Here is a 19,950-nt window from a genome sequence, read left to right as displayed (position 1 = left end):
CTCACTCCTCTGCGTAAACCGAGGATTAGCAACCTCATAGAACTCACTCCCGTCATATAAGGTTATGGCCGTTTCGGCGCCCAAATCGTAGGCGACGATAGATTCATACTTCAAATCTGACTGGGAACCAAATTTAGGCCGAGGTACTTCCACCTCTACAGTGAAGGAAGCGTACCACTGCCGTAAAGTTGGTTTATAGACAATAGTTAGTGTGGTAGGCCTCCCCCAGTCCAAGGACTCCGTCCCGCTAACGCGACTGGCTTTGCCTCGCATCCTCAGGGTAATGCCCAAGTCTCTGAGAGTAACGGTGCCGTGCTTACCGTTAGTATTGACCTTCCACCCCGTAGCGCTAGGATATGTCCAGCCAGAATACCGCTTGATCGACTTAAACTTGGGCTTTTTGCTTAGCCCCTGGAAGAAACGCTGATAGGCATAATCTACCCGCTTGACCGTAGCTTGCAAAGCCATGGAGCTGAGCTGAGCGAACTCCGGCCATGCTTTCTTGAACTCTGGCAGAAGGTTCTGCTGCTCGAGGTAACTAACCGTCCGGCGGTTGCGTCGGTACTCATAGCGTCGGTGAGCAACGCAAGCGTTGTAGAGGTAGCAGTGCAAACGGCGGGCCGACAACAAAGCCCGCTCTTGGGTTTTGTTGGGGTACAGCCGAAAGGTCTGTCGCCTGACTACCAGTGCAGTTTCTGTCACCTTTATAGTTCAGTCGAAGCTACAATAACTGTAGCATAAAGATTGGCGAGTTTTATGGTTGAACTACGAAGAAAGTGTACTGGGGAAAGGCTAAGCTTTGGCATGATTCTAAGTGCATTGGGCGGTGCACCTCTAGAAATTGTGAAGCGATATATCCAGAATCAGTCAGGAGGCGCTATCCCTCCCCACCGTATAGACGGTGGGGAATCCCGCGCCTTACGTTGAAGAGCACTTGTCGGTAGCCCCCCCTTCCTTTTCCTGGAAATGGCCGCTGCTTACTCCTCCAGCTGCCAGGGATCCTGGGCTACTTCCTCATCGAAGAGGCGGGGTGGGCGCATGGCCAGGAGCACCTGGCCGAGGAGGGGAGAGGAGGGCAAATCCTCAATCCACTCCAGGGACAGCCATCCCTCCCGATCCACCAGAAAAGCCCCCGCCCTTTCTTCCCAGGTGCGCACGGCCCGATCCACCACCAGCAAGACAGGATCCTGCTCTTCTTCAGAGGCCACCGGCCAGTCCAAGAGGGATCCCAGAAGCCGATTTTCCACCTGTAGGGCCACAGGGTCGGCGGCCCTTTGAAGGGCTGGCCAAGCGGGCAGGGCTATCCACATCTGTCCCGCGGCGCTGCTGACCCAGCCAAAAGGTCCTTGGGGCGCGGCAGCCGGGATCGCTTCCCAAGTGGCGGTGGCCAAAGGCAGAGCTCCAGCCACCGGCAACAAGCGGGGCAGCTCCTCCTCTGGGCGGAATACCGCCAGCCTTGGCAAGGGCTTGCGCCGAGAGCCGGGAGCCAGCATCGACAGAAGCTGCTCAATCTGACGGCGGGCCGTCTCGCTGTGGACATACTGGAAAGCCCGGCCAATGGCTCGTGTCCGCTCCTGCAAATCGCGGGTTTGCTGGGCAGTCTTCCAGGCTTGATAGGCTACTGCATCCCCAGGGTGATCGGTAAACCCTTCGGGGAGCTGCTGCAGTTGGGCATAGCTTTTCACAGCCCGAGCTATCTCGTGGGTCTCCTTAGCACCTAGGTTGCGGCTCGCCACCAGCTCCGCCACCCGGATGCGATCCTGGGGTGAAAGGATGCGCAGCTCGTAGAGGATGTCGCTACCTCGCTGGGCAAAGTGCTCCAAGAGGGCTGAGCTGGCGCCTGCTTTGGCCATCCCCTCGTAAACCTGGGCGGCGACAACAATCTGGTTTTGCTTGGCAGGCTCAAGCCCAGTTGCCTCAAAGATGGCCTGGGGAGTCATTTTCTGTTGCTGCAGGCTTTGGCAGGCCTTGGCCCAATCCAACCACCCCCCCTCTCGCCGTCGCAGCTGCTCCAGCAACCCACTGGGATCTGCCTTTGGGGCAGAGGGTTCAGGCAAATGCTGACTCATGGCAAGGCTTCCTCCGCAACAACCATTGAAAAATAGCGCAAAACCCACAGGAGGTTAAAAGTGCAACCGGTCAGTACGATTTTTTTACGGACTTCCCCTGGGCTAAGTTGGCCGTCCTCTCCTTAGGCCAGGGGAATTACCTCAGCAGCATAGTTACCCGCTGGCAACTGGTTGAAATCCAACTGCCACAGCTGGAAGCGCTGCAGCTTGTCTCCCGTGGGCACCTGCAGCCAGACCCGTCCCTTTTGTCCCACCTGCAGTACCCTTGAGGTGGCGGGCACAGCTACCTGGGCTAGGGGATCCCCCCCCTTGCTATACAGCCAGAGGGACGAGAACCCCTCCCCCTCCTGACACAGCAGCAGCACACCCCAGGGGGCCTTGGCCATCTGAACTGGCCACCCTTTTAAGAACCAGCGGCGCAGCCGCAGGGGGTTGAGCTGCACTACACTCAGATGGGGGCAGCAGCCCTCTCTCCCCCCATCGCTGGGGGCAAATAGCAGCCGTTCCCCCAAGCTAAGCACCTCCCCCTTGGGATCTAACGGAAGGCGATAGCAGAGCGGCTGCGCTCCCGTCTGCCCAGTTTGTGGGTAGGGCAACACGCATAGGTTCACCCACTGCTGTCCCCCCCCTCCTAGCAGTACCAGCTGCTGCGAGAGGGCTAGTAAGCGAGGTAGGGATCCCACCGGCACCTGCCAAGGCCAGCGGAAATAGCAGTGGAACTCCGAGAAGAGCCGAGCTACGCTTGGCCCCCTCGGCAGCCATTGCACTGCCCCCATTTCCTTGGCAGTAGCCCAAATGAGCTCCTGCCGCTCCTCCAGCCAGGTGGCTTGCCACTCCTCTTCAAAACTCAGCAGGGGGCGGATGCGGGCAGGACTGAGGTGGAGAAGGCTACTTTTGCCAACGGCCAGGGCTTCCGGAAAAGTCCCCAGAAACACTACCTCCTGCAGCGGTTCGGCCAGGGGGAAACGGGCCAGAGGTGGCGCCCCTGCGGCAGGGGTCTGCAGCTCTAGCCACTCTAAGCTCTGGGAGGTCACTCGCAGCAGCAGGGGGGAGCGGCAGCCGCTGGGATCCTCACAGACATAAAACTTCTGCAATCTGCTGTCGCCGCCAGAGCCGGCAGCGGGCAGATCCCAGACCTGCACCCCGGGGGGTAACTGGCGCAGCACCCGCGGGCCAACCCAACAGGCAGCTGGCTCCTGCCACTCCTGGGCAAACGCGGCCAAGGCCGAACGCATCTGCGCTGCTGTGCGGAACCGCCGCAGGGGCAGCTTGCGCAGAGCCACCTCAAGCAACGCTTGCAAAGGTGCCGGAATCCCCTCCGGGCAGACAAAGCACTGGTTGAGGTGGGCGTGCATCAACTGGCTGGGGGAGCCGGAAAAAGGCCGCCGCCCTGTCAGCAGCTCCAGCAGGATGATCCCCACCGCGTAGAGATCTGAGGCAGGGCTAAACTGGCCGTAGAACCGCTCCGGGGCCATGTAGGCCGGTGAGCCGGTGGCCGTGATCTCGCCCGGGGCAGGCTGGGGGTGACGGGCGATGCCAAAGTCCGTCAGTTTCAGTTGCCAGCCCTGCGGCGTGGGTTTAAGCAGGATATTTTCGGGCTTCACATCGCAGTGAATTACCCCCTGTCGATGGGCATGATCCAAGCCGGCCAAGATCTGATCCACAAAGCCCAAAACCTGCTTGACCGGCAGCCACAACCCCCGCTCCACCTGGTCAATCAGCTCCCGCAGCGTGCCTCCCTCGCAGTACTCCAGCACCAAATACCGCCCCTCACGGGCATGTTCCAGAGCGTAGCAGCGGGTGATGTTGGGGTGGTTCAACGTCAGCAGATAACGCAGCTCCCGCAGCAGGTTGGGGGTGGGAAAGCGCTCCACCGGCAGCTCCTTGAGGGCCACCAGATCCCCCCCTTGGCGGGGCCGGGCGCAGAAGACACGCCCATACTGCCCTTGGCCAGCCAACCCCAAGATCTGGTAGCTGTCGTGGATGGACTTGGTGGTACGGGTGCGTCGGGACACAGTTCTAGGGAAACCAATGGCAGCCCTTTTTGTCCCTCTGGAAACTCTAGGAGCCGGTTAATTGCCTGAGCAGATCTGCGGCGTGGGTTCCTACCTTGACCTGGGTGATAACGGCCTCAATCTTCCCCTCCGGGTCGATGACAAAGGTGGTGCGGTGGATGCCGTTATAGACCTTGCCCATGAACTTTTTCGGGCCATAGACCCCATAGGCCCTGGCCACCTTGGCCCCCTCATCCACCAGCAGGGGAAAGGGCAGTTGCAGCTTTTGGGCAAACTTTTGGTGGGAACGGGCGTCGTCGGCACTCACCCCCAAGATCTGGATCCCCTGCGCCTGATAATCCGCGTAGGCATCGCGAAAGCCACAGGCCTCTTGCGTGCAGCCAGGGGTGTTGTCGCGAGGGTAGAAGTAGAGGACCACCCGCCGGCCCCGCAACTGGCCTAGGCTAATCAGCCTGCCCTCGGCATCGGGCAGGGTAAACTCCGGGGCTGGATCTCCAACGGCAAGGGGCATGGGCGGGATCCCTCTTAGCTGGATTTTTTGGGAGCGAGGATCATCGTAATGTTCCGACCCTCCTTCTGCGGAGGCTGCTGCATTTCCGCCACCTCTTGTAAGTCTCTGAACAAGCGGTGCAGCAATTCTTCCCCCAGCTCGGCATGCTGCGCCTCGCGGCCGCGGAACATTACCGTGGCTTTCACCTTGTCTCCCTCCCCCAAGAACTGCTGGGCACTCCGCAGGCGGACGTGGTAGTCGTGCTCGCCGATGTTGTAACGAAACTTCACTTCCTTGATCTCGGCGGTATGTTGCTTTTTGCGGGCCTCCCGTTCCTTTTTCTCCTTCTCAAACTTGAACTTACCGTAGTCCATAATGCGGCAGACAGGAGGATCCGCCTTGTCACTCACCAAGACCAAGTCCAGATCCTTTTCCTCGGCTATGCGCAGGGCTTCTTGGGGGCTCATGATCCCCAGCTGGGTGCCATCGGTATCGATGAGACGGATTTTGGGGAAGCGAATCCGCTCGTTGATAGCAGGCAGCTCTCCGCGCTGCTTAGGGGGAAAGCGGTCAAGGGGACGTTCGACGGACAAGTTTTCCTCTCTCTAAACGGACAACGAAAAGATGGTAGTCTGCTCTGCACCGTTGCTGGCCAATGGGGAAAAACCCTGCTCCCTTGGCCGGAAGGGCAAGAGCTCCTGCAACCTATACTAGCTGGCATTTTTTGTTTTTTTCTAGGAGCTTTGGACTTGCCCAGGGGAAAAATATTGCTGGATTGGGGTAACAACCGCGGTAGGATAACCAGATGGCAGCCCTGCTGGCAACGAGGGCAGGGCAAAGTTGGTTTCCTAGTTTACAGGGAGAGCAAAAGCGGTGCAACTGGGTTTAACGGAACGGGAACTGAAAGAGCTGGCCCAAAAGTCAGTCCAACTGATCCTCAGCCCCCGCGAGGGCGACAGTGAGGCGTTGGCCCAGTACAAGACCTCAGCAGAGTTTCGGGCTGCAGTTCACCTAGCCTGTGCAGCCATGGTGCTAGTTTTGGCGGAAAACAACGAGCGCCTCAGCCAGCAGTTGGCTGCCTTGCAGGAAAAGGGATCAAACCCTGCCAGCTAAGCAAGCCAAACGGCCATGCCTTCAGAGCCACCAGTGCGCAGCGAGCGGGACTCGATGGGGGAGCGGCAATTGCCCCAGTCGGTCTACTACGGCATCCAAACCGCCCGGGCTCTTGAAAATTTTCCCATCAGCGGCCTCAAGCCGCTACCGGAGTACGTGGAGGCCTGTGTGCTCATTAAAAAGGCGGCGGCTGAAGTCAACGGCGAGCTGGGCTGCATTCCCCCTGAGGTGGCCAAGGCCATCGTCCAAGCAGCGGACGAGATCCTCCAGGGATCCCTGCGGGATCAGTTTGTGGTGGATGTCTACCAGGCCGGGGCAGGCACCTCCCACCACATGAACGTCAACGAGGTGCTGGCCAACCGCGCCCTGGAGATTCTCGGGGAGCCTAAGGGGCGCTACGAGCGGGTTAGCCCCAACGACCATGTCAACTATGGCCAGTCCACCAACGATGTCATCCCCACCGCCATTCGTCTGGCCGCCCTACTGCGGGTGCAGCGGGATCTCCTGGGCACGCTGGACAACCTGGTGGCGGCGCTGGAGCAAAAGGCGCAGGAGTTTCGCGCCATCCTCAAGGCGGGCCGCACCCATTTGCAGGATGCAGTGCCGGTGCGCCTAGGGGACAGCTTCGGCGCCTACGCAGCCATCTTTGCCCAGCACCGCCGCTGGATTGAGGAGGCCAGCCAAGCCCTGTGCAGCCTGGGGCTGGGGGGAAGCGCCGTTGGCACCGGCCTCAACACCCATCCCCTATACCGGCAAAAGGTGGTGCAGCGGCTGGCAGAGTACACCCAGTTGCCCCTCACGCCGGCTCCCCATCCCATGGCGGCGATGCAGAGCATGGCCCCCTTTGTGCACCTATCGGGATCCCTGCGCAACCTGGCCCAAGACGGCATCAAATTGGCCAATGACCTGCGGCTGATGGATTCCGGCCCTAAGACCGGCCTTAAAGAGATCCAACTGCCGCCGGTGCAGCCCGGCTCCTCCATCATGCCCGGCAAGTACAACCCGGTGATGGCTGAGATGCTGAACATGGTCTGCTTTCAGGTCATCGGCCTCGACACTGCCATTGTCCTTGCGGCCCAGGCAGGGCAGTTTGAACTCAACGTGATGATGCCCCTGATTGCCTATAACCTCCTGCATAGCCTGCAGATCCTCAACAACAGCCTGCGGGTCTTTACTGAACGTTGCGTCAGCGGCATCACCGCCCAGGCGGATCGCTGTCGCAGCTATGCAGAGGGGACACTGGCTTTGGTGACTGCCCTCAACCCCTACATTGGCTACCTGCAGGCGGCAGAAGTGGCCAAGATCTCCCTGGAAACGGGGAAGCCCATCCGCCAGATTGTCCTAGAGCGCAACTTGATGAGCCCAGAAGAGGTGGCCAGGGTGCTAGATCTAGAGGCAATGAGCCAGATGCGCGTCTAGCCCCTCTGCCACAAAGGCCATTGGCCTCCGCCCCTTCCCCGTCAACACCCCTTTGCCGAGCAAGCCATGGCCGACAGACGACTAAGCTGGTGGACCAAGCTGGCCTATGGGGTGGGGGATCTGGGCACGGGCATGACGGCCAATATCCTCATCTTTTTCCTGCTGCCCTTTCTCACCAATACTGTCGGCCTGGCGGCGGGCCTGGCCGGCAGCATCTACGCCATCACCCGCTTTTGGGATGCCCTCAACGATCCCCTCATCGGCATCCTCAGCGACCGCACCCGCAGCCGTTGGGGTCGTCGCCGCCCCTGGTTGCTGTTTTCGGCTCTTCCCTTTGCCCTGACCTTTGCGGCGCAGTGGTGGATCCCTTTTCCCGGTCGAACTGGGCTTTTGTTTGCCTATTACCTGGCGGTGTCGCTGCTGTTTAACACCTTCTACTCTGCCGCCAACATTCCCTATGCCTCTCTGACAGCGGAGCTAACCCAAGACTACGACGAGCGCACCCAGCTCAACCAGTTCCGCTTTGCCTTCTCGGTGGGGGGCAGCATGGTTGCAGTAGTCACCTTTCCGCTTTTGGTTAACCTGCTGCCGGATCGGGCTGCTGGCCATCTGCTGGCGGGAGCTTGTTTTGGGGTAATCTCGGCTCTGCCCCTGCTGCTCTGCTTTTGGGGGGTGCGAGAACAGTATCAATCCTGGCGGGATCCGCTGCCCCTACTGCAGCAACTGCGGGTGGCCTTCAGCAACCGCCCCTATCTATTTGTCAGCGGCATCTACCTGTGTTCTTGGCTGGCGTTTCAGTTTACGGCCACGATCATCCCCTATTTCATCGTTTTCTGGATGCAGTTGCCGGAAGTGTGGATCTCGCTAGTGGTGTTGGCGGTTCAGAGCGTTGCGGTGCTGACCCTGTTTGCCTGGACGCGACTGAGCGCCCACCTGGGCAAGCGCGCCATGTACCTGATCGGGGCGGGGTTTTGGCTGATCTCCCAAGCCGGCCTGTTTTTCCTACAGCCCGGCCAGGAGCGGCTCATGATTGCCCTGGCGCTGTTGGCGGGGGTGGGGGTTTCGGCCACGGCCTATCTCGGCCCCTGGTCGATGTTGCCGGATGTCATCGACCTGGATGAGCTGCAAACTGGGGAGCGGCGGGAAGGGATCTTCTACGCCTTGATGGTGTTCCTGCAAAAGGTAGGCCTAGGACTGGGGCTGTTTTTCCTAGGGCAAGTTCTGGAGTGGTCTGGCTTTATCCCTTCGGTGGCCGGGGAGCCGCCGCCCACCCAGCCGGAATCGGCCCTGTTGGCCATCCGCCTTGCCATTGGCCCCTTGCCGGCGGTGGTTTTAATCGGCGGCATCCTGCTGGTGTGGCTCTACCCCATCACCCGGCAGCGCCACCGGCAGATCCTGCAGGAACTAGAAGCAAGACGGGCGGGAGGGGGTCGCTTCCCCTCTGTTAGTTGAGAAGGATGCGCAGGCCGCTGCCGGAAGGCTGCACCGGCTCGGAGTTGGGCAGAATCCGCAGGCCGCTGCCGCTGGGCCGGATCCCGGTGTTGAAAGTGTTGGAGCGGCCATCCCGCTCGTAGACCACCACGTCGTTGGGATTGAACTGGGAGCGGCAGATGATGGGGGAGTTGTCGGCAGCAGTGGCGGCGCTGCAGCGGTAGCCAGGGGCAGAGACCACTTGGCCCTCGGCATCAATGGAAAAAGGAACTCCCCTGGGCGGGAACGGAGCCAAGAGCGGCTGGCCGGGGTTGAGGATAACCGAGCCACCGGTGCTGGGTTCGACAACGATCCCGCGGCCATCAATGACGATCCGCTGGGCTTGGGCAGGAGCGACAGCCCCCAAGAGCAAAGCCAGGCTTAGCCCCAGTGGGCGGGGAAAAAACAGTTTCATCGGACCTCTCCTTTGGCCCAGGGCCATTCCACTCTTTGGGATCCCTAGCTTGATCTTGGCCCCGGTAGAGAGGATGAGCCAGGGCGGAAGCCGTCACCTCGCTTGCCAGGATGGGCACTTGGCCTTCGGCTCGACTACCACAGCCCGGAACGTCCCAGCGCCAGACCCACCACCAACATGCCCAACACCAGAAAAGGCTGAGCGCTGGCCTGGTACTTCACATCATTCTTCAGCGGATCCCGCAGCAGGTACATGTCTTGGAAGGTGATCTGGGGGATAATGAGCAGCACCAAAATCGCCGCATAGAGTTTTAGGCCGGCTCCCAGCAAAAACGAGGCCATGCCGAACTGAAATAGATCAATCATCAGCGCCGCGATCCAGGCCGCCCCCACAGCGCCAAACATCACCGGCAGCGAGGCCAGGCCAAACTGCCGATCCCCCTCCATGCTCTTGAAATCGTTGACCACGGCAATCCCCAAGCCGGCCAAGCTGTAGATTAGAGTTAGGATGCAGACTGTCCAGTTGAGCTGGCCAAACAGAGCGTGCCCCGTCCACCAGGGCAAAGCAATGTAGCTGGCGCCCAGGGCGTAGTTGCCCAGCCAGCCATTGCGCTTTAGTTTCAGGGGCGGCGCCGAGTAGATGTAGGCAATTAGGGCTCCCGCCAGGGCAATGCAGGTGATGACCGGGAAGTCGTGGCCGGTGTACCAATCCAGGGCATAGGCCAGCGCCAGCCCCAAAATCAGCAACACCCAGATCTGGATAACCACCCGCCGGAGGGAGATGGCTCCGGAAGGAATGGGGCGGTAGGGCTCGTTGATGGCGTCAATCTCGCGGTCGTAGTACTCGTTTAGGGTCTGGGTGTAGCCGGTCATTAGGGGGCCGGCCAGGATCATGGCCACCAGGATGAGGGCCACGTTCTCCCAAGTCCAGGTAAAGTGGCCAGAGGAGGCTGCCCCCGGAATCAGACCCCACATCAAGGGGATCCAGGTTACAGGCTTCATTAGCTGTAAGTGAACTTGCCAAACGGAGCGAGACTCCACCTCCGCCCCTTTCATACCCAGGAGTTGACGAACACGCCGGCTGGCGGATCCCTTGTCCGATCCTGGGGCGGTCTTGGGAGCGGCAGCTCTGCTTTCTCCTGCGGCGGGATCTTCAGCAGAGCCTGTTCCGCCTGTTGGCGGTACAGCGGCTGGACCAGAGGAAGTCGTTTCGTTCAGGTTGCTCATGGTGGGGTGCGCAGGCAAACTTCAATACGGGGAGAGCCATCCCTATTCTGCGGCATTTTCTCCCCTTCCCTCAAAGGGCTCCAGCAACCTCGAGAGGTGTCTTACTCTGGCAAGCGGGCAAGTCTAACGCCTGGGTAATAGTAGGCCAAAATTTGGCGGTAGCTCCAGCCCTGGCGGGCCAACTCCTGAGCACCCCACTGGCTCATGCCAATGCCATGGCCAAGCTTGGGATAGGGACTGAAGTCCGGCAGGCTCCGCAAATAAGGGATCCCGTCCACTCCAACGGTCTGGCTCCCGGCACTGGCGCTGTACATGGCATTAACAAACTTTCCCCCGTACACCAGGACTACGCCGCGGGTGGCCCGTGTTGCCTCCAGGGCAGCTGCCGAGCGCTGCGAGAGACCCCGATACACCTGGGAGCGGGTGTCGCTATACACATCAAACCAGCGCCGGGAATTGCGGTGGTAAAGAACATAGGTGCGAGCAGCCACTGCCTGGGCCTTCAGGGCCTCGGGTAAGAAGCGGGATCCCATTTCGGCTTCCACCACACTGGCCACATACTCCTCGAGGTGAACGTAGTTGATGGCCAGCAAGCGGTTGTAGCCCATCAAGAGCACCTTGCCGGAATACCAGCGGCCATTGACTGCCACTAGGCCGCCCTCCGGCGGCTCGATGAACAGTACTGGACTAACGGCCTTGTGCAGCTGCACCCCCCGGGGGCTGGGGCGGGCCCAAAACCCCCTTAGGGGCGGCAGCTCTGCCAACACCTTTCCGCGGCCATCAGTTAGTTGGGCAGGCAGAGAAACTCCCACCACCAAAGGAGTGGCGGTATCGGCCAGCTGTACCCGCACTGTTACCGCCCAAGCCTCTTCCCCCCCTCTCCCCAAGGCGCTTAGAAGCAGGGATCCGATGAAGGCAAGCCAACGCCGCGCTGCCATCTCGAGTTTCTCCAGCAACCTCAGCTTAGGATAGGACAACAGACGGCGAAGAGGCAGGTCCGCAGAATCTCCCAACTTTAGTCGGGGGAGTGTCAATGCCGAAGGCCAACCCCCCCAGCAGCATTACCCCCGTGAGGAAGCGCACCTTTGGGTCGCGGGCTGGGGATCCCCTCTGTTCCTGCTGCCGTTCTTGAAGTGCTGGGGTACAGAGAAAGCCCACCCCTCTTAGCAGGGCAGCGGAGAAAAACCGAGGCCCATAGCCGGTGAGTTCCTGCAAAAAGCCGCCCAACACGGGGCCAATAGCAACCCCCACGGGATTGACCCAACTTCGCCGCGTCTTCCCTCAGGGGCCAGATTCGCTACCCGAGCCACGTAGGCAGTGGCAAAAGCCACAATGCTGATCCCGTGGAAGGCCCACACCAGCGCTACCCACGGAATCCAGCTGGCAAGGGAGCCACTGCTGCTGCTCCTACCGACAGCTGTGGCCATCTGACAGGCGTCCCAGCCAAGCTGGAAAAGCCAGCAGCCCAACCGGGAAGGCCCCCTCACCAGGCCCACCTGTTGGCTAGTGCTGCTGGCATCCTTGAGGCAGAGGGGCAGGGTGGGTAGCAGGGAGGACAAACTGGCCCAGAAAAGCCGGCCGGCTACGAACAAGATGCCCAAGTTGCGTCGCTGCGCTGGCTGGAGCTGCCCCCTTTCCTCACCTGCACTTCCTCTCAAGTCTCCCTTGGAGCTCAAACTCAGACAGTTGCTTCGGGTGGGGGCCCCAAGGCCTACCGCATTGGTCGAGCTGCAGACGACATCTCAAGGAGGCGGGTGGCAGCTTCCCTGAGGCTGGACTCGGAGAGGTCAGGCAGCTCAAGCCGGGCCCGAATACGATGAAAGTTCCGCTGCAGGCTGTGCCGATAGGTGGGATCGTAGTGCTGCTCCAGTAGCTCCCGGACAAACTGCGGCCAGTCTTGGGCATCGATGAGCTCAAACCAGCGCTGCAGGCGGGCCTGGCCGTGGCGGGACTTGAGAGACTGCAATTTTTCCTTTAGCGCCTGGGGGTGGGCAATCCAGTGGGGATAGTGGGCAATCAACCCCTTCACCCGCTCTTCCAGGGGCAGCTGCACCTCTATGCAGTCGGCTTGGGTGAGGGCCTGCCAAAGGGCAGGGGGCAGGTGGAGCTGGCCCACCTTGGCACTCTCAGCTTCCACCCAGACCGGCTTGGCGGGATCCCACTTGAGGAAGGCTTGAACCAACTGGCTCTCAAAGAACTTCTGGCTCGGCTGGGGCACCCCCCACTCGCCCCCCAGCACCGATCCCCGGTGGCAGGCCAGCTTTTCCAGATCGAGGACTTGGGATCCCTGGCGCTGCAGGTAGTGGAGCAACTGGGTTTTGCCGCTCCCCGTCGGCCCACAGAGGACGCGGTAGGTGAACTCCTGGGGCAAGCTCTGCAGTTGTCGGCGTACCCAGGCGCGGTAAGTTTTGTAGCCACCTTGCAAAACTGTAACCTGCCAGCCCACCTGGGACAATACCAGCGCCAGGCTGGCCGAGCGCTGTCCTCCCCGCCAGCAGTAGATGAGGGGGTGGTAGTCCCGGTCCTTGTCGGCAAAGTGGGTCTGCAGGTGGCGGGCGATGTTCTGGGCCACCAGGCTAGCTCCCCGCTTGCGGGCCGTGAAGGGATCCACCTGCTTGTAGAGGGTGCCCACCTCTGCCCGTTCTGCATCGTCAAGTACAGGCAGGTTGATGGCCCCCGGCCAGTGGTCCTCGGCAAACTCTGCCGGCGAGCGCACATCGATGATTTCGCTGTAGGTGTGCAGCCAGGGCTCGGCGGTGACGTGAATGGGAGCAGCCACAGACGCAGGGAGGAGGGAGTTAACTAGGTTCTCTCCTGCTTGATCCTGGCAGATCTCTGGGCGAGGGAGCAGCCAAAGGTTGCTTTTCTTCCGTCGGGGCAGGGATCCCTTCCCTCCGCCATAATGGGAGTCCTGGGCTGGCAAGGATTGGGAAATGGTGCAACAGGCTAGCTATGGATCTTGGCGATCCCCAATTACCGCTGACCTAGTGGTGGCCGGGTCCCTGCGCCTAGGGCAACCGGCTTGGGAGGGGAGCGATCTCTACTGGATAGAGGGCCGCCCGCAGGAGAAGGGACGCAACGTGCTGATGCGGCGAGCTGCCGATGGGACGGTGCAGGAACTGACGCCAGCACCCTTCAACGTGCGCACCCGTGTCCACGAGTACGGGGGTGGCGCCTACTGGGTCTCTGAGGGGGTGGTGTACTTTTGCAACTTTGCCGATCAACGGCTGTACTGCCTGCTGCCGGGGTTGGCTCCCCAGCCCCTCACCGAGCCCGGCCCCTACCGCTATGCCGACGGGGTGGTGGACAGGAGGCGCCGGCGCATCCTCTGCGTGCGCGAGGATCACAGCCAGCAGGGAGAGCCAGAAAATACGCTGGTGGCCATCGATCTAGAAAGCGGATCCCAGCAAGTTTTGGCTAGGGGCCACGATTTCTACGCCAGCCCGCAACTCAGCCCAGACGGTCAGACCCTGGTGTGGCTTGCCTGGGATCACCCCCAGATGCCCTGGGACGGCACGGAGCTGTGGCGGGCGGAAGTGGCTCCTGACGGCAGCTTGGGAGAACCCCAGAAACTCGTTGGCGGCCCGGCTGAGTCCATTTTCCAACCCCAGTGGTCGCCGCAGGGGGAGCTTTACTTTGTTTCCGACCGCAGCGGCTGGTGGAACCTCTACCGCTGGGATCCCTCGGGGCCAATTCCCCTCTGTCCTATGGAAGCAGAGTTTGGGGAGCCCCAGTGGGTGTTTGGCCTGAGCACCTACGGCTTTTGTGGGGATGGGCAAATCCTGGCCATCTATCGGCAGGAGGGGCTCTGCCACCTGGCCCTTTTGGATCCGCGTTCAGGACAGCGGCAGGAGCTCCCCCTGCCCTACACCGAGCTCCACAACCTTCAAGTTAGCGGCGAAAAAGCTGCCTTCCTGGCCGGATCCCCCAGCGAAGCCATGGCCCTGGTCGGTCTGGACTTACCTTCTGGCCAATTGGAGGTGGTGGCCCGTTCTAGCAGCGCGGCGGTGGATCCTGGGTACTTGTCGATCCCTGAGCCCATCACCTTTCCCACTTCTGGCGGGACAGTGGCCTACGGCTTCTTCTATCCTCCCAAGAACCGCGACTTCGTGGCCCCTGCCGGCGAAAAGCCGCCCCTTTTGGTCAAAAGTCACGGCGGGCCCACGGGGGCGACAGCAGCCGTGCTCGACTTGGGGATCCAGTACTGGACCAGCCGGGGGATTGCCGTTTTGGATGTCAACTACCGCGGCAGCAGCGGCTATGGACGGGCCTACCGGGAGGCCCTCAAGGGCCAATGGGGCCTTGTGGACGTGGAAGATTGCATTGCTGGAGCCCAATTCCTGGCCCAACAGGGCCGGGTTGACGGCGAGCGATTGCTCATTCGCGGCAGCAGTGCCGGCGGCTACACGACCCTGGCAGCTTTGACGTTTCACAGGGTTTTCCGCGCCGGCACCAGCTACTACGGCATCAGTGACCTAGAAGCGCTGGCCCGGGAAACTCACAAGTTTGAGTCCCACTACTTGGAGAGCTTAATTGGCCCCTACCCCCAACGGCAGGATCTCTACCGAGAGCGCTCTCCCCTCCACCACCTAGAGGGTCTCAACTGCCCGATCATTTTCTTTCAAGGCCTGGAGGACGCCATCGTTCCTCCCAACCAAGCAGAGAAGATGGTAGCTGCCCTGAAGGCCAAAGGGATCCCGGTGGCCTACGTGCCCTTTGAGGGAGAGCAGCACGGCTTCCGCCAGGCGGCCAACCTCAAGCGGGCTCTGGAGGCAGAGCTTTACTTCTACGCCCAGATCCTGGGGTTTCCCCTGCCAGAGCCCCTCGAGCCAGTTCCCATCGCCAACTGGAGTTCTCCCTGCCCTGGCTCAGCGCCTCCCCATTGGGTATCGTAGTCAAGGAGCTGGGGGAGGGAGGCATGGGGAGCCTAACCAGGAACCTCTGGAGGCGATGGGTGGCCGCGGCCTTAGCAGCAGGCGGAGTCCTGGGCGGCGCCCTCTGGGGCTTCTACACTTCTTCCTGGGCAGAACCCGTTGAGATGGCGGCGGTGCCGCCGGCATCCCTAAGCGCGACTTCTGGCGCTGCCTTTTTGCGCGCCTACAGAGCCCTCCAGGCCGGCCAAGCCCAAGCGGCCCTGGAGTCCTTGCAAGGCTTGGAAGAGAAGCTGCCAGTTCTCACCGATGAAATTTGGAAGCTCAGGGCCCAGGCCTACGAAAAGCTGGGGGATCGAGAAACTGCCCGCCAGATCTGGTGGCCCAAGATCTTGCGGGAGTACCCCCACAGTCCTGTAGCCGCCTATGCCCTGTGGGGAATGGGCCAGGTGGAGCAACTGCGACGGCAATTTCCCACTCACCCCTTGACTGCTCGCGCCCTCCAGCACTTGCTGCAGCAGCATCCCGACCGCTACGACCTGCTGCGGGATCTGGCCCAACATCACCCGCAAATCCCTGGGTTAACGCCCCTCTTGGATCGCTGGCGCCAAGCCCAGGAGGGATCCCTCACAGCCTCCGACTGGCAGATCCTGGCCGATGCCTACTGGGAGCAGCGGGAGTACGGCAAAGCCGCCCGCGCCTACAAACACGCCCCTGCCACCCCCCAAAACCTCTACCGCCAGGGCCGCAGCCACCAAATCTCGCGGGAGTTTCCCCAGGCCAGGGCCGCCTACCAAGCGCTGCTGGCGCAATTTCCCGAGGCTGCCGAGGCCTCCCTCACCCGGCGTCGCCTGGCCGAGCTGAGCGACCTGCCGACAGCCATTCAGTTGCTCCGACAGGTAGGATCCGGCTCGGATCCAGAGGCCCCAGAGGCCCTGCTCAGCCTCAGCCAGCTTTATGACCGCAACGGCAGCCCGCAGTCGGCCCAGGCGGTGCGGCAGGCCCTTTGGGAGCGTTTCCCGGCCAGCGAAGCAGCAGCCAACGCCGCCTGGACGGTGGCTTGGCGCCAGGCGCAAGCGGGCAATCTCAGGGCAGCTATTGCTCTGGCCCAGCAGATTGGCTTGGCCCAGCAGGATACGGAAATGGGGGCGCAGCTGCTCTACTGGGCGGGCAAATGGCGGGAACGGCTGGGGGATAGGGCGGCGGCACGGCAAATCTATCAGCAGGTGCTGCAGCGATTCCCTCACACCTACTACGCCTGGCGGGCGGCGGTGCAACTGGGCTGGCCAGTAGGAGATTTCTCCAGCGGCCGCCAAAGGGTTGAGGTGGACTTTCAGCCGGTGCGCCAACCGTTGCCGGCGCTCTCTGAGGCCACGCAAACTTTGCATCTCATCGGCGCCAGCCAACTGGCCTGGGAGCGCTGGCAGGGGGAAATGGCTCTGCGGCACCGGGATCCGCGCCAGATGAGCGTGGCCGAGCGCTTTGCCAGCGGCATTTTGCGCAACAACGCTGGCGAACACCTCCAGGGGATCAACCAGGTGGCTGCTTTGCGCTTCAGCGCCGAGCCTGACCCGCTGCTGCCGAGCTTGAGGCAGCGCCAGGATTTCTGGCAGGCTGTCTACCCGCTGCACTACTACGCCAGCCCAGAGAACACGTGGGAGGGGGATCCCTATGCCCGGCCTGGGCTGGCCTACTGGTCGCGGCAATTTAACCTCAATCCCTTGATGGTGGCGGCCTTGATCCGCCAGGAATCCCGCTTTGAGCCGGAGATTGTCTCCGCCTCGGGAGCGCTGGGCTTGATGCAGGTGATGCCTGCCACCGGCCGCTGGATTGCCCAGAAGCTTGGCCTAGCCCAGTACCGCCTCACCAACCCTGCCGACAACCTGCGCCTGGGATGCTGGTACTTTGACTACACCCACCGCTCCTATCAAGACAACACCCTGCTGGCCCTGGCCAGCTACAACGGCGGGCCTGGCAATGTGGCCAGATGGCTAAGCCGCTTCGGCTTTGAGGATCCCGATGAGTTTGTGGAGCAAATCCCCTTTGCCGAAACCCGTGGCTATGTCAAGTCTGTCTTTGGCAACTACTGGAACTACTGGCAGCTCTACACCCCACAGGGGCGCACCTTGGTCAGCCAGCGCCTCCGTCAGCGTCCTGGCTAACCAACTCCCTCGACTGCGGCTAGGACCGGTGCCGAGAAGAGGTCAGCCGTTCTCCCAGTAATTGCAGCGAGTAGGCTGCTAGCCCCAAGCCCACCATGACGAACATGAAGGCCACTAGAGTAACGGATCCCACCAACAAGTAGCGCACCCAAAGGCTGATCCCCCGTGCCAGGGATCCACTTTCTAGATCTACAGGCGGCAACTTGGCCAGCATCGAAAGCAGCAACTGCAGGAAGCCGTAGCCTAGGCCGGCGGCAAGGGCAGCCCCCCAGAGAGCGCTGAGGGGATGGGGGGATCGGGGTGAGGAGGAAGACATGGGGCAACACCGGACAACTCACCCCTATTGTAGGCTGCGGGTACAATTAGGAGAGCTTGTAACCAGTAACCGCAATGGAAAGGGGGCTAGAGGGGCTATCTTACTACGAGATTTTGGGGGTTTCGAGGCTGGCAACGACAGCCGAGATTAAGCAGGCCTACCGCCGCCTGGTCAAGTACCACCATCCCGACAGCCCTCTGGCTAGAAAAGATGGGGCCAGTGCTGAGCGCATTCGCCAGATCAACGCCGCCTATGCCGTCCTCAGGGATCCCCAAGCCCGTCGCGAATACGACCGGCAACTGGGCTCCCGACAGGTCTTGCCCCGCCCTTCCCCGCCGCAGACGGTTAGCCAGGAGGCCGTCCTCCGCGAAGCCTGGGTTCGACAGGTTTACACGCCGCTCAACCGGGTTTTGGGACCTCTGTTGGCTTCCCTCAAACCCCAGCTTAATGCTTTGTCCGCTGATCCCTTCGATCCAGACTTGCTGGCGGCCTTTGGCCTATACCTGGAGAAGTGCGCCCAGAAACTGGCCCAGGCGCAGCAGATCTTTCGCCGTCTTCCCAACCCTAGCAGCTTGGGGGGGGTGGCTTCCCGCCTCTACTATGCCCTCAACCACTTGGAAGATGCCCTGGAGGAACTGAGCTACTTCCCCCTAAACTTCGACGATCGCCACCTGCACACCGGGCAAGAGCTGTTTCGACGGGCGGAAGGGTTGCGTCGAGAAGCCATGGACGCCTATGCCAAGAGCTCACCCTAGCGGGATCCGCCGCTGGTCTTCTAGGGGGACGGAAGGGCGACCTATGTTGGCTTGTGGGTAGAGATCCATCAGGGCGTAGATCTGGGGCGGCAACTCGGTGGAGATGAGCAGGCCCAGCTCCCGCGCTTCTTCAGCCGTAATCGGGTAGTCGTGGGTTACCCGCCCGCTGGTCAGAGCCTGGATGAGGGGCTCGAGGCGTTCGGGGGCAATTTTGCGCTTGGGCACCTCGTCCTTGAGCAGCTCCCGCACAAAGTTCTGTACCTGTTGCCTCGCTTTGCGGGCCAGATCTGCCAGGATCAGCGTCTGGTCGTCGATCTCGGCAATGGGTTTTTCCGCCACCACCTGCAAAATGCTGGCGGCAGCGTAGCCCCCTATCTGCGGTTTGCTCAGTAGCCAGCACCAGGCCGCCAGGGGTGTGCAGAATTCAATCGGGGTGTTGGGCGGGGTGAGGCGGATTGCCCGCAGCACCTGCTCTGAGTCCTCGATGCTGATGTAGCGGGAAACTGGGTGATCGACTCCTGCCGGTGGATAAGCAGAATCACTCGGCTGCCTCGCTTTTGCTCCAACTCCCGAATGGCCAGAAAGCGCCGCAACTCTTGGACATGACGGTTCGGCAGAGGTTGCAAAGAGCTGAAGATTAAAAAAATCCAAAAGAGGCTGCCCCAGTCCCCTTTCCACCTCCTCCTGCTAGCATTATCAAGAGCATAGCGAGCCTCGGCCCTTACCTCTGACGAACCTCAGGGATCAGCCTCAGAGGGAGCAAACCAGCGATCCAGAGCCTGTAGCAGATCGGGAACCGCAGTCTGCGCGATCCAAGCCTGGATGTAGGCCCGTTGCTCCGCCAAGTTCTCAAGGCAGCCCAGCTTTTGCATGGCGGCGAGGCGACTCTCTGCCTCGGCACGGTTGATTTGTAGATCCAGCCGTTGGTCGGGGGTGAGGGGATACTCTGTCTGGGCTAACAGGTGGTCGGCCACCATCATCAATAGCAAAGGTCCCGCCACTTCCACCTGAGGCTCGGTTTCCCCCTCAACCTCGGTGGCGGCCAGAGCCCCCCAATCTTCGAGATCTTGAGCCAGATCCTGGCCCAGTTGCAGCAGCTCCTCCGTCGAGACAGCCTGCAGCGCCGTCTCAGCAGCCGTCCGCAGCGGCTCTAGGGAAACCCCATGGCTGGTGGCTAGTTCGGCCAGGGCCTGTTCCCATTGCTCCCGTTGGGCTTGCAACGCCGCTTTCTCTTCCGGAGAAAAATCCAGCCGCTCCAGCAACACCTGCAAAGCCACAGCTGCCACCAACAGCGGCGGGAAGCGCAGCAGGGTAGAGGCAGATCCCACCTGGTCCAGGAAAGCCTCCACGTCGGGGCCAGACCCCCTGTCCAGCAAGTCCTGCAGGTAGGCCAGCACCTGCGGCAGCGGGGTCAATCTCAAGATCCCTCGCACCTGGGCTTGCAACTCAGCCGGGATCCCAAGGGCTTGCAGTTGGGCTTCGGCTTGCGCTCGCGCCTCGGCAACCAGTTCTGGCAGATCTGCTGGGGCCTGCCCAGCCTCTACCCAGGCTTGGCTGGAGTCCTGCAGCAAGCTGGCTGCCTCAACAAACAGCAGCAACTGAGGGATCCGCAGCGTGGGCAAGACCATC

Annotated in this window: 19 protein-coding genes and 1 pseudogene; 6 read left to right on the top strand and 14 right to left on the bottom strand. The window is 61.4% G+C overall.

The genetic code is table 11. The annotated features are described in order from the left end of the window. From NW822_RS10905 to infC, 5 genes are all read right to left on the bottom strand, one after another. Positions 1–702: RNA-guided endonuclease InsQ/TnpB family protein (locus tag NW822_RS10905; protein ID WP_414404445.1), on the bottom strand; the 702-nt coding region annotated here is incomplete at its 3' end. A gap of 275 nt (positions 703–977) precedes the next feature. After that, entirely contained in the window at positions 978–2,069 is a 1,092-nt protein-coding gene (gene raf1 / locus NW822_RS10900) for a RuBisCO accumulation factor 1 (protein ID WP_414404444.1), read from the bottom strand. A 122-nt stretch (positions 2,070–2,191) separates the two neighbouring features. Next, positions 2,192–4,084, bottom strand: a complete 1,893-nt coding sequence (locus NW822_RS10895; protein ID WP_414404443.1) for a serine/threonine-protein kinase — start codon at positions 4,082–4,084, stop codon at positions 2,192–2,194. Between the two features lie 46 nt (positions 4,085–4,130). Then, positions 4,131–4,595: a thioredoxin-dependent thiol peroxidase gene (gene bcp, locus NW822_RS10890; protein WP_414361581.1), complete on the bottom strand. Its 465-nt coding sequence runs from the start codon at positions 4,593–4,595 to the stop codon at positions 4,131–4,133. A gap of 14 nt (positions 4,596–4,609) precedes the next feature. Next, positions 4,610–5,167, bottom strand: coding sequence for a translation initiation factor IF-3 (infC, locus tag NW822_RS10885; protein ID WP_414361583.1), 558 nt, complete (start codon positions 5,165–5,167; stop codon positions 4,610–4,612). A gap of 280 nt (positions 5,168–5,447) precedes the next feature. Between infC and NW822_RS10880 the strand changes: the two genes are divergently transcribed. From NW822_RS10880 to NW822_RS10870, 3 genes are all read left to right on the top strand, one after another. After that, positions 5,448–5,687, top strand: a complete 240-nt coding sequence (locus tag NW822_RS10880; protein ID WP_414396133.1) for a hypothetical protein — start codon at positions 5,448–5,450, stop codon at positions 5,685–5,687. A gap of 15 nt (positions 5,688–5,702) precedes the next feature. After that, positions 5,703–7,106: an aspartate ammonia-lyase gene (locus NW822_RS10875; protein WP_414404442.1), complete on the top strand. Its 1,404-nt coding sequence runs from the start codon at positions 5,703–5,705 to the stop codon at positions 7,104–7,106. A 66-nt stretch (positions 7,107–7,172) separates the two neighbouring features. Further along, a complete protein-coding gene (locus tag NW822_RS10870) occupies positions 7,173–8,558 on the top strand; it encodes an MFS transporter (RefSeq protein ID WP_414404441.1) in 1,386 nt (461 codons plus the stop codon). Here the strand turns inward: NW822_RS10870 and NW822_RS10865 are convergent. From NW822_RS10865 to mnmH, 5 genes are all read right to left on the bottom strand, one after another. Further along, a complete protein-coding gene (locus NW822_RS10865) occupies positions 8,551–8,991 on the bottom strand; it encodes a hypothetical protein (RefSeq protein WP_414404440.1) in 441 nt (146 codons plus the stop codon). The two genes, NW822_RS10870 and NW822_RS10865, sit on opposite strands and share 8 nt — an antisense overlap. A 134-nt stretch (positions 8,992–9,125) precedes the next feature. Further along, the gene (chlG, locus tag NW822_RS10860) at positions 9,126–10,217 is read right to left on the bottom strand and encodes a chlorophyll synthase ChlG (protein WP_414404439.1); all 1,092 of its coding nucleotides are present in this window, start codon (positions 10,215–10,217) and stop codon (positions 9,126–9,128) included. 101 nt (positions 10,218–10,318) lie between these two features. Beyond that, positions 10,319–11,155 carry a SpoIID/LytB domain-containing protein gene (locus NW822_RS10855; protein WP_414361593.1) on the bottom strand — a complete coding sequence of 279 codons (837 nt, stop codon included), beginning with the start codon at positions 11,153–11,155 and terminating at the stop codon, positions 10,319–10,321. Between the two features lie 25 nt (positions 11,156–11,180). Further along, positions 11,181–11,468, bottom strand: coding sequence for a hypothetical protein (locus NW822_RS10850; RefSeq protein ID WP_414404438.1), 288 nt, complete (start codon positions 11,466–11,468; stop codon positions 11,181–11,183). A gap of 460 nt (positions 11,469–11,928) precedes the next feature. Further along, the gene (mnmH, locus tag NW822_RS10845) at positions 11,929–12,996 is read right to left on the bottom strand and encodes a tRNA 2-selenouridine(34) synthase MnmH (protein ID WP_414361596.1); all 1,068 of its coding nucleotides are present in this window, start codon (positions 12,994–12,996) and stop codon (positions 11,929–11,931) included. 154 nt (positions 12,997–13,150) lie between these two features. On the opposite strand from mnmH, the gene NW822_RS10840 reads away from it, so the two are divergent. Further along, complete coding sequence (locus NW822_RS10840) at positions 13,151–15,112, top strand: S9 family peptidase (RefSeq protein ID WP_414404437.1); 1,962 nt, start codon at positions 13,151–13,153, stop codon at positions 15,110–15,112. A gap of 59 nt (positions 15,113–15,171) precedes the next feature. Then, positions 15,172–17,250 (top strand): transglycosylase SLT domain-containing protein, encoded by a 2,079-nt coding sequence (locus NW822_RS10835; RefSeq protein ID WP_414404436.1) that lies wholly within the window; start codon positions 15,172–15,174, stop codon positions 17,248–17,250. Positions 17,251–17,269: 19 nt separating this feature from the next. On the opposite strand, the gene NW822_RS10830 is transcribed toward NW822_RS10835, so the two are convergent. Then, positions 17,270–17,566 (bottom strand): DUF3082 domain-containing protein, encoded by a 297-nt coding sequence (locus NW822_RS10830; protein ID WP_414404435.1) that lies wholly within the window; start codon positions 17,564–17,566, stop codon positions 17,270–17,272. 74 nt (positions 17,567–17,640) lie between these two features. On the opposite strand from NW822_RS10830, the gene NW822_RS10825 reads away from it, so the two are divergent. Continuing rightward, a complete protein-coding gene (locus tag NW822_RS10825) occupies positions 17,641–18,321 on the top strand; it encodes a DnaJ domain-containing protein (protein WP_414404434.1) in 681 nt (226 codons plus the stop codon). Here the strand turns inward: NW822_RS10825 and NW822_RS10820 are convergent. From NW822_RS10820 to NW822_RS10810, 3 genes and pseudogenes are all read right to left on the bottom strand, one after another. Continuing rightward, a complete protein-coding gene (locus NW822_RS10820; protein WP_414404447.1) occupies positions 18,313–18,789 on the bottom strand; it encodes an SDH family Clp fold serine proteinase in 477 nt (158 codons plus the stop codon). The genes NW822_RS10825 and NW822_RS10820 overlap by 9 nt on opposite strands. A gap of 12 nt (positions 18,790–18,801) precedes the next feature. Beyond that, positions 18,802–18,947: pseudogene (locus NW822_RS10815) on the bottom strand (SDH family Clp fold serine proteinase); the annotation flags it as partial. A 111-nt stretch (positions 18,948–19,058) separates the two neighbouring features. Continuing rightward, the gene (locus NW822_RS10810; protein WP_414404433.1) at positions 19,059–19,949 is read right to left on the bottom strand and encodes a hypothetical protein; all 891 of its coding nucleotides are present in this window, start codon (positions 19,947–19,949) and stop codon (positions 19,059–19,061) included. Position 19,950 lies beyond the last annotated feature (1 nt).

This window comes from Synechococcus sp. H70.2 (assembly GCF_047462275.1).
Classification (GTDB): domain Bacteria; phylum Cyanobacteriota; class Cyanobacteriia; order Thermostichales; family Thermostichaceae; genus Thermostichus.
The sequence above is the reverse complement of the archived record's forward strand: the minus strand, read 5'-3'. Positions and strand labels throughout refer to the sequence as shown.

What these genes read in the sequence shown, in the direction of transcription:
- raf1 (WP_414404444.1), bottom strand. Translation starts at nt 2,069, where the DNA reads ATGAGTCAGCATTTGCCTGAACCCTCTGCCCCAAAGGCAGATCCCAGT.
- bcp (WP_414361581.1), bottom strand. Translation starts at nt 4,595, where the DNA reads ATGCCCCTTGCCGTTGGAGATCCAGCCCCGGAGTTTACCCTGCCCGAT.
- NW822_RS10875 (WP_414404442.1), top strand. Translation starts at nt 5,703, where the DNA reads ATGCCTTCAGAGCCACCAGTGCGCAGCGAGCGGGACTCGATGGGGGAG.
- NW822_RS10870 (WP_414404441.1), top strand. Translation starts at nt 7,173, where the DNA reads ATGGCCGACAGACGACTAAGCTGGTGGACCAAGCTGGCCTATGGGGTG.
- NW822_RS10865 (WP_414404440.1), bottom strand. Translation starts at nt 8,991, where the DNA reads ATGAAACTGTTTTTTCCCCGCCCACTGGGGCTAAGCCTGGCTTTGCTC.
- chlG (WP_414404439.1), bottom strand. Translation starts at nt 10,217, where the DNA reads ATGAGCAACCTGAACGAAACGACTTCCTCTGGTCCAGCCGCTGTACCG.
- NW822_RS10855 (WP_414361593.1), bottom strand. Translation starts at nt 11,155, where the DNA reads ATGGCAGCGCGGCGTTGGCTTGCCTTCATCGGATCCCTGCTTCTAAGC.
- NW822_RS10840 (WP_414404437.1), top strand. Translation starts at nt 13,151, where the DNA reads ATGGTGCAACAGGCTAGCTATGGATCTTGGCGATCCCCAATTACCGCT.
- NW822_RS10830 (WP_414404435.1), bottom strand. Translation starts at nt 17,566, where the DNA reads ATGTCTTCCTCCTCACCCCGATCCCCCCATCCCCTCAGCGCTCTCTGG.
- NW822_RS10825 (WP_414404434.1), top strand. Translation starts at nt 17,641, where the DNA reads ATGGAAAGGGGGCTAGAGGGGCTATCTTACTACGAGATTTTGGGGGTT.
- NW822_RS10810 (WP_414404433.1), bottom strand. Translation starts at nt 19,949, where the DNA reads ATGGTCTTGCCCACGCTGCGGATCCCTCAGTTGCTGCTGTTTGTTGAG.